Genomic DNA, 13930 nt, shown 5'->3' on the forward strand with positions numbered 1-13930 from the left:
CCGCCAGGCGGAGGAGGGCGCACCCGCTCGGCTGGGACCTGAGGAGGGCTCAACCGCCGGACGGACCGGGGTCTCCAACCGTCCGGCGAGCGAGGGCATGACGACTGATCCAGCTCGGTTCACGCAGGACATGGAGATTGGCACCAGTGTCAGTCGGAGCACGGTCCTGCGCCTGGTCGGCGCCTGCCCAACCTTCGCCCTCCCGCAGCGCTTTCTGGGTCGTACCACTTCACCGTGCCGCCGGCCGGCCCGCTGCGGAGTCGTCGTAGTGGTCCGCCGAGGCCTGCCCAGTGCTTTCCCGGGCGCGGTCACCGGAACTCGGTGAGCAGCAGCGCGATGTCGTCGGCTCGGTATGAGGAGCCGCGGGCGTTGTGCAGAAGCCGGTCGGCGAGTTCGTCCAGCGAGTCCGCACGGGCGTGGGCCAGGGATGCCCGCAGACGGTCGATCCCCACGTCGATATCGGCTCCGGGTTCCTCGACCAGTCCGTCGGTGTAGAGGGCGAGGACGGATTCCGACGGGAGGGCGATCCGGGTTTCGGGGTAGGCGCTCGCGCGCTCCACCCCAAGGATCGGGCCGACGTCCAGGTCGAGGACATCGGTCGTCCCATCGGGGCGGCGGAGCAGGGGTGGGGGGTGGCCTGCGGTGACGGCGTAGGCGTGGTGGTCGTGGGGGTCGAGGAGCACACAGCAGCAGCTGGCCAGCAGCCCAGGGCCGAGGTCGATGAGTGTTCGGTTGACGCCCGTCAGCACATCGCCGGGCATGAGCCCTACGGCCGCGAAGGCCCGCACCGCACTGCGCAACTGGGCCATGGTGGCAGCGGCGGCGATGCTGTGCCCCTCCACGTCTCCGATCACGAGAAAGACCCCCCTGTCAGTGGGGATGATGTCGTACCAGTCGCCGCCGATGTCCATTCCGCTGGTGCCGGGCAGATAGCGTACGACGCTGCGGATACCCGGGACTACGGGCAGCCGGTGCGGCAGGAGCGCCTGCTGCAGGCCGCGCGCGAGGGCGAACTCCGAGTCGTACAGCCGCGCACGCTCCAGAGCTTGGGCGATCAGCCCGGCGAGTGCGGTCAGGACGCCGCGGTCCCTCTCCGTGAACTCATGGATCTCGTCAAAACCGAGAACGCAGGTGCCGACAGGCCGGCTGGAGGCGATGAGCGGCAGATACGCCCACGAGCTCACCTCGCCCGTGGGGATGCCCGGGTAGCCCCGGGAAAGATCCTTCTGCGACTCGATGAAGAGTGGAGCGCCGGACGTCAGGGTCTCCGTGCCGGGCAGGCGGGCGTGCAGCGGTACGCCCTCCAGCCAGTCCAGGAAGTCTTCGTGGTGGCCGGTGTGAAAGAGCAGGTGCATCGTTCCGTCGCGGACCACATAGATCGCCAGTTCCTGGCCTCCGAAAGCCGGCAGAAGCTGGTCGGAGACGACTTCGCACACTTCGCGGGCTGTGACCGCCTCGGTCAGCGCGCTCCCCAGCTGCAGGACGTGGTACATGACGCCCATGCGCGCGGGCGCGGGCGCGGTGGCCGGTGCCGCAGCTGCCGGGGAGGCGGAGGGCGTCGAGTCCGGGGATGGCCGACCGACGGGCACGACCCAGCCGGTCACTCCGTCCGCCTCCGGATGGAGGGAGAAGGAGAGCCACCGGTCGGGCGAGGGGCAGGCGAGGAAGGAGGCCGGCGCCTGCGAGATCATCGCGAACCGGTGCCGGTACTCGACGTCGGGATCGGACAGCCACGGCAGCGCCTCCCAGAGGAGATGGCCCAGCAACTCGTCGCCGGACGCGCCCATCAGCCGCAGGGCACTGTGGTTGGCGTAAGTGACCCTTCCGTCGGGGGCGAGGGAGAAGACCCCGTCCCGCAGCCGCTCGACCGCTGCTACGGCCATGTGGCCGGCCCGGGCGTCGACGACCGCGCCGACCAGGTGAGTGCCTGCCCGCGTGTCGTCGGCGTTCGGCACGCGGCCCCACAATTCGACCGTGTGGTATCCCTCGCCGCCGTGCCCGTCCTCTCGCAACCGCAGGCGCCTACTGGTGGTCCGGCCGTTGACGGCCGCCTCTCGGCCGCAGGCCCGGAAGGCAGCACGATCGCCGGGGTGAAGGAACGAAGCAAGCGTTTCGGCCCGTCCGTCGAAAGCACGAGGGTCGAGACCGAACATCGCGCAGAGCTCGTCGTCCAGGATGACGGTGCCGGTGACGAGGTCCCACTGGAACAAGCCGACCCGCACGGCAGCTCCCGAGGGAGCCGGGACCTCGACGGGGACCGTTTCCGGGTCGCATTCCACCGGATCGCCGGTACGGGCGCGGAGTGCGGCCAGGGAGTCGCCGAGCCGGTTGGCGACGCTCCGCATGTGGCGGCGCTGGGCCTTGGACAGCCCTTCGCTGCCTGGGGATGCCGCCCAGACGATCGCCAGCGATCCGAACGTCTCTCCGCCTGCTCCCACGGGCACGGAGCAGGAGCCGAAGGCGTACGGCAGGGCCACGGCGAGCTGGGGATACCGGCGCATCGTCTCCTCTGCGTTGGCCAGGTGGACCGTGCGCCCGGTGCTGTACGCCGCGGCGACCGGGATGGGACTGTTCACCGCTATGAGGCGCCAGCCACCGAGCAGGGAGGGGGTCGTGCCGCACGTCGCGCCGAGCACGATCGACCGGCGGTCGCGGGAGCGCAGAAAGACACTCCCTGCGTACGCGCTGGTTTTTTCGACGGCTTCGACGACGGCTGCAGCGAGGAGATCCTCACGCTCCGCCGTCTTGCCGACGGTCATCCCGTGCATGCTTCCAGTGTGCGCAGTTCAGCACCGGTCAGCTCGACTGGCAACCGAGGGTGACGAACCGATTGCGCATCGCAGGCGCGTGACCGCGGCAGCGGGCCATCCCGATCGCTCCGTGCGGATCGGGGACGACTTCGTGGGTACGGTCCAGGCACACCGAGAGACCGGAGGCCCACTCGAAGAAGTCCTCGATCCGGCCTGCGCATCCCGTCCGGGTCGATGCGGATGGGCGGGTGATCCGAGCGATGCCGAGGGGCAACGGCTGCGCCGTTTCTGCCACTGGCGCCGGGCGGCCGTGAACCGCCGCCGGTGACACCGGCGGCGGTCGGGGTGCGCGTCAGGCGTGGGCGCGTGCCACGTCACCACTGGCAGTGGACGTGGGTGCTGTGCCCGCTGTCGCCCGGACCCAGTACGAGCTTCGCGGCGTACGACCTGCACGCCTTCATCGGACTCTTCGCCGCGGCACCCCATTTCCGGCCTGCCCGTCAAGGCGGTCGGCCCTGCGGTGCGTCAGACGTTCTGCGGGCTCCAGGTCTTCGGCGACGGGGTGTCGGCCGCCGACTGGGGGACCTTCGCGCAGGGGGTGTAGCCCGACAGGAAGAGGGAGGTGGTCGAGTTGTTCCACCGCAGGTCGAACTTGTCGCCCGTCGCCGGGTCCTCGAAGCGGAAACCCAACGTGACATGGTCCTTGACCTCGCGGTTGCCGTCATGGGTGAGGGTCCAGCCGGCGGAGGAGAACTGGCGGCGCAAACGCGCTTCCGTGGCACGGGCGATGTCGACCGGGATGTCCTCGACCATCCAGCTGAGGTCGAAGGTGACGACGTCCGGCAGGGTCTCGTCGATGCTGAGGCCGCCCGCGTAGCAGCTGTGACCGGGGATCACCTGGACAGGCGTCACTGCCTCGTGGGGCGGCAGGGCCATGCCGTCGTACGCCCACTGCGCGCGGTCCGTCAGGCGCTGGGAGAGCGTCGCCGGGTCGGCGGAGGGGTACTCCCGCTCCAGCACGGAGCAGCCCGTGGTCGTCAGGGCGGCGAGCAGCAGGGCCAGGAACGCGGCGGTCTTCCTCATGGGGGCAACGGTACGAACGAGGCGGCGCCGGTCACATGAGTACGGGTACTCAACGCCCGCAGGAGGAGGCGTGGGCCGACGTGCAGAAGAACCAGGGCTCGCCGGTGATCTCCCCTCGGAGCCTGCGAACGCTCTGGTCATCGTCGCCGACAACACGGTGCGCCTCGCGAGACGCTGCCGCGCCGGCGTGGTGGGGATGTCCCAGGTGTCGCGGTCAGCGGTTGATCCGGGCCATCGGTTCGCGGTTGGCCGCCCGCGCAGCGGCGAGGTCCTCGTCTCTGGTGACGCCGGGCATGGGAACTGTCCGAGTGCCTCAGCGGGCTGCCGAGCAGCCACCTGATGAACGGCTTCAGGGCCACTTACTGAGGGAGCCGTAGCTCCTGCGATGGCTCGCCCGTATCTGCGTGGAGTCCGGAGCAGAGCAGGTCGAAAGCCTGGAATGCCGCTGTGGCGACCCTGTCGCGGGCGTCCGCGGGTGATTCGCCGGACAAGATGCGTCGTTGCAGCTCGCGCAGGGTTGCCCGGTGGATGCCTGCGATGGCACCTGCGAGGAGTGCGGGCATCGGCTCGTCGGCCTGGTTCGGTCCGGGGGCGGTGTTCGGCGGATGTTCGGTCAGGGCGGTCGTCAGAGCAGCTTCGGCACGTTCGCTGATCTCGCGTTCGCGTGCGCGCAGTGCGGCGCTGTCGTGGATGACTTGCCAGAACCTCAGCGCATCGGGGTGGAGCCCGAGCGCGGGGTCGTCGTGCCGCAGAGCGGTCAGCAGATCGTCGCGGACGGTCTCCACTGGGCAGGCGCCCGGTGCACGGCTGCGTACCTGGGCGGCGAGATGACCCTCCACCTCTGCCTGGCGATCGAAGAAGAGGTCTTCCTTGGTGGGGAAGTAATTGAACACGGTGTTGGTGGAGACGCCCGCGTGTCGTGCCACCTCGGCGACCGTGACCTGGTCGAAGCCGTGCTCCAGAAAGAGAGGGAGAGCCGCGTCGGCGATCGCCGTGCGGGTCTGCTGCTTCTTGATCTCTCGAAGGCCCATGCCCAGATGATAGTGTCAGTACAAATTTGCAGTGACACCAAGATTTGAGGGTGGGGCAAGCATGACCTTGCACTTCGGCATCTATCCCGGCGGGATACTGGGCGATGACCAGGGCATCGTCCGCCCCGTACGCCCGGACCTGCCGGACCGCATCACCGAGGCACTTGACGCACTGCAAGGCGACTCGCCCACCCTGTTGGTGCGCGCCTACCACCCGTTCGCCGCGACCGTGGCGCCGCTGGAACCGCCGACGCCCGCCGACCCCCAGACGTATCTCCAACGGGGCCGCAAGCTGGACCTCGTGCTGCCGTTCCGCGAGCCGTCCGGCGCGCTGGACGGGTGGCTGGAGTTCGTCCGCGAGGCTGTTCGCACCAGGGGACCGCAACTGGCCTCCGTCCAGATCTGCGAAGAACCCAACGCCGACCTGCCCGTGCTCGACGGCAGCACCCCCAACGTCCTCAATGCGCTCGTCCAAGGAGTCATCGCTGCCAAGCAGGAGGCCCGAGCCCTGGGTCACAGCCTGGCGGTCGGCTTCAACGCCGTACCGACCTTCGATCCGGCCGACACCTTCTGGTCCGAGCTCGGCGCCCTGGCAGACGCCCGCTTCCGGCAGAGCCTGGACTACGTCGGCCTGGACTTCTTCCCGGACGTGTTCCGCCCCATCCCCGGCGAGCAGTTGGCAGAAGCGGTCACTGCGGTCCTCGCCGGGTTCCGGCGCACCGACCTGCGGAAGGCCGACATCCCCGACAGCGTCGCCATCCGCATCTGTGAGAACGGCTGGCCCACCGGCCCCGGCCGCAGTGAGCAGCGACAGGCCACGACCCTCGAAACGGTCGTCCGGACCGTGGCCGCCCTCGCCCCCGACCTGAACATCGACGGATACTCGTTCTTCGCCCTGCGAGATGCCGACAGCACCGCCGAGGGGCTCTTCCACCGCTTCGGTCTTCTGCGCGACGACTACACCCCCAAGCCGGCCTTCGAAACGTACCGACGCCTCATCAGCGACCTGGGCAATCCACCGGTCATCCCGGCACGTTGACGCGCCACTGCGGAGAGAAGCCGCAGGCCCTTCAGCCGGTGGAAGAAGCCGTACACGGCCGCTTCACGGCCCTCAGAGCCGCACGTGTGCCAGAGTCGGCCCTACTGGCAACCTGAGGAAGGGCCAGCGGTCTTACCGTGATCCTTGCGCCGGGCATTGCGGGCAGCCGGGCCACGCCCGGCCGCCGCGCCTGTCACCTCCACGCCGGTCTGCTCCGCGCGCTGAGGAAGGTCGCCTCAACCATCTGAAGTTCGCCGAGCGCAGACGGTCAGGAGTTCACCAGCGCTTGCCTTCGCTGTCTCGGCGTGTCGTTGGGGAGGGCCCGTGATGATGGAGCGGCAGAAGACCCGGTGGCAGGGGGAAGTGGCAGTGACGCGGATACGTCCACACATAGCTGGAATGCTGGGGGGAGCGGCCCTGCTGCTGGTACTGGTCGCCGTCATATGGCTGCCTGGCGTCGTCCACCCCGCGCTGACCTCGCAGGACCTGACTCGGGTCAAGAACCCAGAGAAACGCATCGAGCTACAGCAAGCCCAGTCCCAGGTACAGAGCAACCTCCGCAGCCAGCTCCTGCAATGCCTTGGTGGATTCGTCGTAGTGGCAGGCGCAGCCGTCGGCTGGCGCCAACTCCGCATCGCGCATGAGGGACAGATAACGGAACGCATCAGCCGAGGGATCGAACATCTCGGCAGCGACACGGTGGATGTGCGGCTGGGCGGTATCTACGCCTTGGAGCGGGTCGCGAAAGACTCCTCGGCGGACCGGCAAACCCTCACCTTTATCCTCTGTGCGTTCGTGCGCGGGCATGCACCGTGGCAGGCGGGCACCCCCGACGGCTCGCAACATCCCATGCCTACGGTGGACAGTCAGCTTTCCTGGTTGGATCACCGTGCTCCTGACGTGTGGGCGGCTTTGCGCGTACTCGGCCGACGCCCGACACAACCGGACGAGCGTCCACTGTTCTTGGCACGAGTGGATTTGCGGCGCGCAGCGCTCGCGGGTGCACGGCTTGAGGGCGCGAACCTACGGCACTCGAACCTGGCGGGGGCGTGGATGCCGAGCACCAACCTGGACCGCAGTGTCTTGAAGAATGCTGATCTGGGGCAGGCGAACCTGCAGGAAGCGCGGTTGGCCCATGCCGACCTGCGCCGGGCCCACTTACGGGGGGCCGACCTGCGCAAAGCGGTGCTGCGGGGCGCTGACCTGCGAGGAGCCGATTTGTCAGGCGCGCAGTTGGCTGGGGCTGATCTCACCGGGGTACGGACCGACGACACAACTGTCTGGCCCGAGGGTCAGCGCCCTCGGTGACTCCCGTCACCGGCACCGACCAAACTCGGCTGGACGCCGACGCCTTGGAGCCGACTGGAGAGCTTCATCGGTTCGGCGGCGCGCAGCCGATGGCCGTCGATCGTCTGTGACCGTCCCGGCCGACGCAGTACCCGCCCGCGCGGCTCGCTGTGGGCCCGCGGCGACATGCTCTTCGGCGCGCACCGGCGTCAACGGGTTCGGCTGAACGGGCTGAGCGCAGATCAACGGAAGAGGACACAGCATGGCGTACGAGTAACATACGTACCACGGCGGGAAGTTCAGGGCCACACGCCGGAGAAGTCGAGTTTGTGGGCCCACTCCGGGTGGTCTATCAGCGGGTTGCGATTGCCCTGGATCTCGGCGATCGCGGCATTGCGATGCAACTCGTACTCGCTCACCGGCTCGTTGTCGTGCCAGGAGAGCAGCAGCGGCAGCCGCTCCTCGGGGAACTCCCGCGCGGCGTCACCGATGAGCCCGGGGTACCGCAGCAGGAAGTACAGGGTGGCCCTCGCGACGGCGCCCTTGCCTTCCTCGGGCTCGAATCCCACCGCCTCGCGCATTCCGCACTCGTGCCGGACCGCCTCCTCGAAGCCCGGGAAGTCGACGTAGGGGAAGTTGCCGCGGAAGCTGTTGCATCCCACCTCACAGGCGAAGAGGTGGTGGAGGTCTCCCCGCATGGGTTCCTCCTTGGTGAACCACGACTGCGGGACGACGTGCTCGCAGTTGAAGGGCATCGACGCCTCCAGCGCGTCGAACTCCGCCGCCAGTTCGGCCGGTCCCGCGGTGCTCTCACGCAGCAGGAGTTCCTCCAGACGTGCGATGCGGGCCATCTCGACAGCGGCGTCGGCGCGGATGAACTCCTCGGCCGTGAAGGTCCTGCCGGAGTAGATGCTGCGCAGCCGGCCGTCCTTGTGCAGGTCGACCCACGGGTACACGAGACGGATCGGCTTGTACTTCGGCCTCGGCACGTGCGTGTCCTCCAGCAGCCGGGTCAGCGCCCTGCGCAGCGCCTTGCCGTCACCGGTCCCGACCCCCGCGTAGTAGGCGTCGCGTGCGGCCTTGTCGGCGGCACGGTCGAAGTACACACGCTCCTGTCCGAGCCGGAAGTTGACCAGGGCCGCGTCCACGTCCCTCTCGACCGCCAGGCCCGCACCTGAAGTTCCGTCCGCGCCCGTCACGGACGGGGCGGCGGTGCGCGCCACGGCGGCCCGGGGGGCCGGCTCGCGACCCCGTCCCATGCCGTCCGCCGGCCCCAGAGAGACCCTGAACCGCAGGGGGATCGTGAAACGAACGGCGTCCTCGAAGACGAACGTTCCGTCCCCGGCGACACCTCCGCCGGCCACGGCCACCCCATCGGCGACGGCCGCGCCGGCCTCGCCCGCCGCCGCGCCGTCGAGCGCGGCCGGCACCGCCGAACGGCGCGAGGCGGCCATCGGCGGCCGTGCGGCCGGGGCGGTGAACACCTCGTCCCGCAACTGTGCTTCCGCTCCGGTCAGTGTGATCTCGCGCAGCGCCTGCAGTACGCGGCTGATCCGCACGCCCTCATTGGCCTTCCAGGCGATTCGGTGCTCGCCCGCCGCCGGTGTCCATACGCTTCCGTCGACGCTCAGGGGCCGGTTCGCCGCGTCCGTCACGGGGACTGCCGAGTGGTGCAGCGCCACGACCTCCCACTGGTCGTTGAACACCGGAGAGCCCGACGACCCCTGATCGGTGTCCGACGCGTAGTGCAGGAACCTGTCCAGCAGGTCGACGAGCTGGTTCTCGCGGAGCGCGAGTTGTTTCGGCTCGCCCCGGGGGTGTTGGATGACGTTGACGAACTCGCCGAGAATGACCTTTCCCTGTGCTCCGCTGAGGGGCAGCCATCCGAACGCGGAGAGCGGATCGCCCCGCGCGTTGCGTGGTGCCACCGCGACAAGGCTGAAGTCCAGGGCCCGCTCGGTCACGAAGAACCGCTCAGGCTCCAGCGGGAACACGACCGGTGTGAGTGCCTCGCCGTCGGCTCCCGCCTGGAAGTTGAACGCGACGACGCTTCTGCCCGCCGTCTCCTTGCTGCGCAGCACATGGTTGTTGGTGAGCAGCAGGGTCGGGGACACCATGAATCCCGTGCCGTGGCCGCCCCCCGGTCCGGCGGTGGTGATCCGTCCCACCGGGCGGGCCGCCCGGGTGCCGTCCTCCAGGAACGCGACCGGGGTGAGATTGTTGCGCCCGATGAGCCGTTCCAGCCCCAGCACATCGGCGCCGAAGCTGTCCGGGGACAGGGGCAGGGTGCTGCCCGCGGTGGTGGCCGGTTCCGTGGGGGAATGCTCGATCGCCCGGGCCAGGGACCAGTCGGCACCCAGCCGGGCGAGTCGTTTGCCGACCCGTTCCGGCTCGTCGGCGTACAGCACGCCGCGATCGTCGAGTACGGACCGTATGCGCTCGCGTTCCACGGTGCGGTCCGCGTAGCGCCGCGCTGCCGCCTCCAGTTGTGACAGGTAGTCCGCTTCCGTCTCGGACACGCGTTCCGATGTCGTCATGGCTCAGCCTCCTGGTCCGCTCCCAGTGATGCCTCAGTCGTCCCGCCCGGGCGGCGGCATCTGCGTACCGCCCCGGCAGCCGAAGAAGGAGGCGTTCGGACAGAAGGCGTCGAAGCCCATCCCGAACCGCGCGAAGGCGCTCCAGGCCGCACTGCGGACCTGTTCGTACTCCTCCGCGGTCAGCGGGCCGCCCTCGTTCCTCATCGCCTTGAAGGCGCTCATGACGGCGTCGCGGGCCATGAGGAACGACGGGTCCTTCGGTGTGAGCTTGAGACCGTCGACGACAGCCTGCCAGGTCACGCGGTAGCCCCTCTTCTTGTCACCGAGCGCGGCGGAGACCTTGCGGGTCACCTCCATGAGCGCCGCACACCAGATCTCGCCGACATCGTGGACTTCCTGGTACGTCAGGTCCTCGTTGCCGGTGCCGGAGATCTCTCCCGGGCCCCTGCCGATGTCACCGAAACCGCCGGGGTACCGCGAGTCGTACGGCCGCTGCCGGATGCCTTCCGGCCGCTTGACCACCCAACTGCCGGTGACAACCCGCTCGTCGGGACGTGAGAAGTTCCGGATGGTGAGCGCGAAATAGTCTCCCCAGCCCTCGCCCATCGCCTCCGACTGCTCCTCCTCCAGTCCGTTCGCGTCGAACAAGCCGCCCACGAGGCGGTTCGTCACGCCGTGGACGAACTCGTGGTACACGACGTCCGCGTCGTCGGCCGTGTGGCGTTCGCTGCCGCCGCGCCTGACCAGGCCCATGTTCATCACCGCGGCCAGCCCGTCCGCCCGTGTCGACATGTTGGCCGTCCCGAACACCGGCCCCGGGTGCGCGAAGGCGAGGACGGGATCGGCGCCCTTCCCCAGCCCGGTCGGGTTCGTGGTCTGGAAGTTGCCGTGCTCCTCCGTGAAGCCGAGCGTCATGAAGAAGTCGTGCATGTAGTTGCAGAAGTAGAAGATGTTGGTGACGAACTGCTCCGGCGTGTCCTCCCGGGCCTTGAACACTCCGTTGCCGGCGCCGTCGAGTGCGATCCGCACGGGTTGCCGGCTCGTCCCGTTGAGGGCGCGCACATTGTTGCCCTCGGTCGTGAGATTCCCGTTCTGCGGCTGGTTCCAGGCCATGAATTCGGAAGGGAAGCCCGCCGGCAGGAGGGTGGGATAGTCGCTTGCGGGCAGCGGGAAGGGCACCTCGTCGAAGGTGCTCTCGCCCGGGTTCTGCTTGAAGACGTGTCCGGCGACCGCATGGTTGGTGGTGTCGTAGAAGTAGAGGATCTCCGGCGCGGAGATGTCCGCGGTCTGCTCGTCGGCCTCGACGAGGGCCTGGTACTGGGCGGCCAGGTTCTCCCGGGAGAAGAGGAACAGCCACGTCAGCCGGACGTGATCGCCCATGTTGAGGTACACCAACCGGGCCGGGACGGGCTCCTCGAACGGTCCCTTGCTGAACGTCATGGGCTGGTCGTTGCGCGGCTGGTGCGACAGGCGCTCGAAGCCCTCCGAGAGGTCCAGACGGGGGAGTTCGTCCGTGCCGAAGGGGCTCTGAAGCGTGCGCGGCTCGGCGGCCTTCGCGGCCGCCACCTGCAGAGCCACCTCGGCCGGAATCGCCGGCTTCGCCGGGAGATCCGCCGGCACGCTCGCCGTCTGCCCGACGATCCGGTCGACCCGGCCGCCCTCGTGAAGCCATACCTTCGGGGACATCGCCCACACCTCGATGCCATTGAGCGTCTGCCGCAGGCTCACCACCCGCATGCCCTCGCTCGTGGTCGTCACCGTCGGATCGGCCTCGAATTCCACCGCGTCCTCGGGTGCGAATCCGATCGTCTCCGACACCGAGGCGACGTAGGCCCTGGCACGGGCGATGTAGTCGGCGTCGGAGACCGCGCGGGTCTCGTCCTCTGCGGCGAATCCTGGAGCGTCCGCCGTTCGCAGCTCGCCCAGGTGCCCGGTGAAGCGGTTCAGCTTGCCGCGCTGGGCCGTGCGCGTTTCGTCGTCCGGGCCGGTCGACTCCAGGAAGGCGTCGGCTCCCGCCACCTCGCCCAGGCGGTCGTAGGTCATGTCTCGTTTGTCGATGAGTGCGCTCATGGCGCGGTCCCCTGTCCGGAGCGTTCGAAAGAGCGTCACAGACCCGCGAGGGTCAGCGCGGCCACCGCGACCGTGCGCGCGATCGAGGCCGCGTAGTCGGTGTCGTGGTCCCTGTCGAGAAGGGTGTCCCCCGGCCTGTGGTACTGCCGGGTGCCGGTGGCCGGTCGGGTGTCGTCGAAGAAGTTCTCGGAGACGGCGACGGCCGCCCAGCCGCGTTCGTGGAAGCTCGCATGGTCGCTGCGGCCCACGGCCGGATCGGCGGCGCCCGTGAGTTGCTGGACCGTGAAGTCGGGGGCGACCGCGGGGCCGGCCTGTGCGACGAGGTCGGCCAGTGCGTCGGAAGCGCCCGCGACCGGACCGGGAACGACGGAGCCCGCGTGGATCTCCATCGTCCGCGTGCCGCCCTGGAAACCCGCGATCATGTCCATCTGCAGGACGCCGGCGATGTCGTCCCCTGCCGCCGCGGCCGCCCGCGCGTAGGCCTTGCTGCCGACGAGCCCCTGCTCCTCGGCGTTGAACAGCACGAAACGCACACTCCGTGCCGGCGTCCTGCCCGAGGCGACCATCGAACTCAGGCACTCCGCCGTCGCCATGACCGCCGCTGTTCCGCTGCCGTCGTCGTCCGCGCCCGGTGCCGGATCGACCGCCGGGTCGTACGGGCGTGAGCGGCCCGCGGAGTCGAAGAAATCGCCTTCGGCACCGGTCGAGTCGAGGTGAGCGGTGACGAGGACGACGCCGTCCGAGGCCTCGACCGCGAGCTCGGCCTCCACATTGGAGATCCTGTGCCCGCGCCAGGTGAACGCGTGGCGCCTGACCTTGAGACCCAGCTCGTGGAGCCGCCCGGCGAGCGCGTCGACGACCCGCACGTTGTCCGCGCTCGACGCGTCACGGCTGCGCACCGTGAGCGGGCCGCCCTCGACGAGCGGATCGGCACCGGAGATACGGGCCACATGGGCCCGTATCGCCGACGGCGTCACCGCCGCGCGCACCGCGTCGACCGTCTCCTGGGAAGGGGCCCCGGGGGCGAAGGCGGCGACGAACCGTTCGGCACGCGCCTGACCGGGGCGGGAGAGGAGAGCGGGGTCGGGAAGCAGACGCTCGATGTGCCCGGGCCGGGCGCCGGGGATGTGCACGTTCTCGATCGGGAGACCGGCAGCGGCGGCTGTGTAGACGCCGCCGGGCGCCGGACCGAGCGAGGAGACCGGCGGCCGCGACCCGGAGAGTTCGGCCGAGACAAAGGCGAACGCCGCTGCCGCGCGCATGGTCGCCTCCGCCCTGGCCCTGGAAGCCGCCGAGGCTTGAGCGAAGGCCTCCGGTACGGCAACCGGGCGGTCGTCACGTACGAGAAAGGCGGACGTCTCCTCCACCTGACCGCGGAGGTCGGCGGTGAACCCGCTCTGCTCGACGGCGCGCACGCCCCGCGCGGTCGACATGGCGAGGACGAGCCGGTCGGACGCCACGTGCACCGGCACGACCTCGCCGAGGTTCGCGACCGCCTCCAGCTCGGCCAGGCTCCGGTCCTCCGGCACTTCGATCCTCGCCCAGTAGACGGGACGGCCCTCGACCGCGGCGAGCGTGAAGACGGGGTGGGCCGCGGTGCGCATCCCCGCCTCGCGCGCGAACGCGCGCTCGTCGGCATCCTCGCCCACGAACACGCAGTCGCCGGCTCCCGCCCCCGCGCTCGTGACGGCGCCGTCGAATATCGCCCGACCGTCCTTGGCGCCCCAGTGGACCAGTGCCTCGTCCGTGAAGCGGCTGCCGAACGCGGCTTCGAGCGCGGCCGCCGCGTTCTCGCGCGCGTTGGTTCCTGGGCCAGGGTTCGAAATGATGCCCCTGCGTACCTGTGCAAAGGAATCGAGAACCTCGCCGACGCGCGGGCGCGGGTGAAAGGTCCATGAGCCGTCGGCTGCGACGCTCACGTCCGCGAGTGTGGCACCGATGTCGAAAAACAGTACGGACATCTCGGCGTCTCCAGAGAAGAACACGCCTTCCGGTAAGGACTCCAGCGGGCTGCAACTCAAGGGCGCCCGCTCACAGTCCCCGATATCTCCACTATCCCCGCAGCTGCGGATTCCTGCATCCGGGGCCTGTCCGGCCCCTTGGGCAGCCGGTCATCCAGTCCGCCCGCTCCTG

Annotated in this window: 8 protein-coding genes; 2 read left to right on the plus strand and 6 right to left on the minus strand. The window is 69.4% G+C overall.

The window, feature by feature from the left end:
* Positions 1–308 precede the first annotated feature (308 nt).
* The 3 genes from J7E88_RS10985 to J7E88_RS10995 all read right to left on the minus strand — a co-directional run bounded on the left by J7E88_RS10985 (position 309) and on the right by J7E88_RS10995 (position 4864).
* Positions 309–2768, minus strand: a complete 2460-nt coding sequence (locus tag J7E88_RS10985; RefSeq protein ID WP_251022441.1) for a SpoIIE family protein phosphatase — start codon at positions 2766–2768, stop codon at positions 309–311.
* A 507-nt stretch (positions 2769–3275) separates the two neighbouring features.
* On the minus strand, positions 3276–3833 hold the full coding sequence (locus J7E88_RS10990; RefSeq protein WP_215179641.1) for a hypothetical protein: 558 nt from the start codon (positions 3831–3833) through the stop codon (positions 3276–3278).
* Positions 3834–4192: 359 nt separating this feature from the next.
* Positions 4193–4864: a TetR/AcrR family transcriptional regulator gene (locus J7E88_RS10995; protein ID WP_251022442.1), complete on the minus strand. Its 672-nt coding sequence runs from the start codon at positions 4862–4864 to the stop codon at positions 4193–4195.
* A gap of 61 nt (positions 4865–4925) precedes the next feature.
* Here J7E88_RS10995 and J7E88_RS11000 point away from each other — a divergent pair, with 61 nt between their 5' ends.
* Together J7E88_RS11000 and J7E88_RS11005 are read left to right on the plus strand one after the other, a co-directional pair.
* Positions 4926–5903 carry a hypothetical protein gene (locus tag J7E88_RS11000; protein WP_215179643.1) on the plus strand — a complete coding sequence of 326 codons (978 nt, stop codon included), beginning with the start codon at positions 4926–4928 and terminating at the stop codon, positions 5901–5903.
* Positions 5904–6230: 327 nt separating this feature from the next.
* A complete protein-coding gene (locus tag J7E88_RS11005; protein ID WP_215179645.1) occupies positions 6231–7211 on the plus strand; it encodes a pentapeptide repeat-containing protein in 981 nt (326 codons plus the stop codon).
* Positions 7212–7489: 278 nt separating this feature from the next.
* Here the strand turns inward: J7E88_RS11005 and J7E88_RS11010 are convergent, their stop codons facing one another.
* Genes J7E88_RS11010 through J7E88_RS11020 form a run of 3 tightly spaced genes read right to left on the minus strand, consistent with a single transcriptional unit; the run spans position 7490 to position 13758 of the window.
* Positions 7490–9727, minus strand: a complete 2238-nt coding sequence (locus J7E88_RS11010) for an endonuclease (protein WP_215179647.1) — start codon at positions 9725–9727, stop codon at positions 7490–7492.
* A 33-nt stretch (positions 9728–9760) separates the two neighbouring features.
* Complete coding sequence (locus J7E88_RS11015; protein ID WP_215179649.1) at positions 9761–11797, minus strand: M36 family metallopeptidase; 2037 nt, start codon at positions 11795–11797, stop codon at positions 9761–9763.
* Between the two features lie 35 nt (positions 11798–11832).
* On the minus strand, positions 11833–13758 hold the full coding sequence (locus tag J7E88_RS11020) for a M28 family metallopeptidase (protein ID WP_215179651.1): 1926 nt from the start codon (positions 13756–13758) through the stop codon (positions 11833–11835).
* Positions 13759–13930: the final 172 nt, after the last annotated feature.

Source organism: Streptomyces sp. ISL-10 (genome assembly GCF_018614575.1).
GTDB lineage: Bacteria > Actinomycetota > Actinomycetes > Streptomycetales > Streptomycetaceae > Streptomyces.

Bases quoted from the DNA above. Each gene is read 5' to 3' on its own strand.
- J7E88_RS10985 (WP_251022441.1), bottom strand. From the start codon at position 2,768: ATGCACGGGATGACCGTCGGCAAGACGGCGGAGCGTGAGGATCTCCTC.
- J7E88_RS10990 (WP_215179641.1), bottom strand. From the start codon at position 3,833: ATGAGGAAGACCGCCGCGTTCCTGGCCCTGCTGCTCGCCGCCCTGACG.
- J7E88_RS10995 (WP_251022442.1), bottom strand. From the start codon at position 4,864: ATGGGCCTTCGAGAGATCAAGAAGCAGCAGACCCGCACGGCGATCGCC.
- J7E88_RS11000 (WP_215179643.1), top strand. From the start codon at position 4,926: ATGACCTTGCACTTCGGCATCTATCCCGGCGGGATACTGGGCGATGAC.
- J7E88_RS11005 (WP_215179645.1), top strand. From the start codon at position 6,231: ATGATGGAGCGGCAGAAGACCCGGTGGCAGGGGGAAGTGGCAGTGACG.
- J7E88_RS11010 (WP_215179647.1), bottom strand. From the start codon at position 9,727: ATGACGACATCGGAACGCGTGTCCGAGACGGAAGCGGACTACCTGTCA.
- J7E88_RS11015 (WP_215179649.1), bottom strand. From the start codon at position 11,797: ATGAGCGCACTCATCGACAAACGAGACATGACCTACGACCGCCTGGGC.
- J7E88_RS11020 (WP_215179651.1), bottom strand. From the start codon at position 13,758: ATGTCCGTACTGTTTTTCGACATCGGTGCCACACTCGCGGACGTGAGC.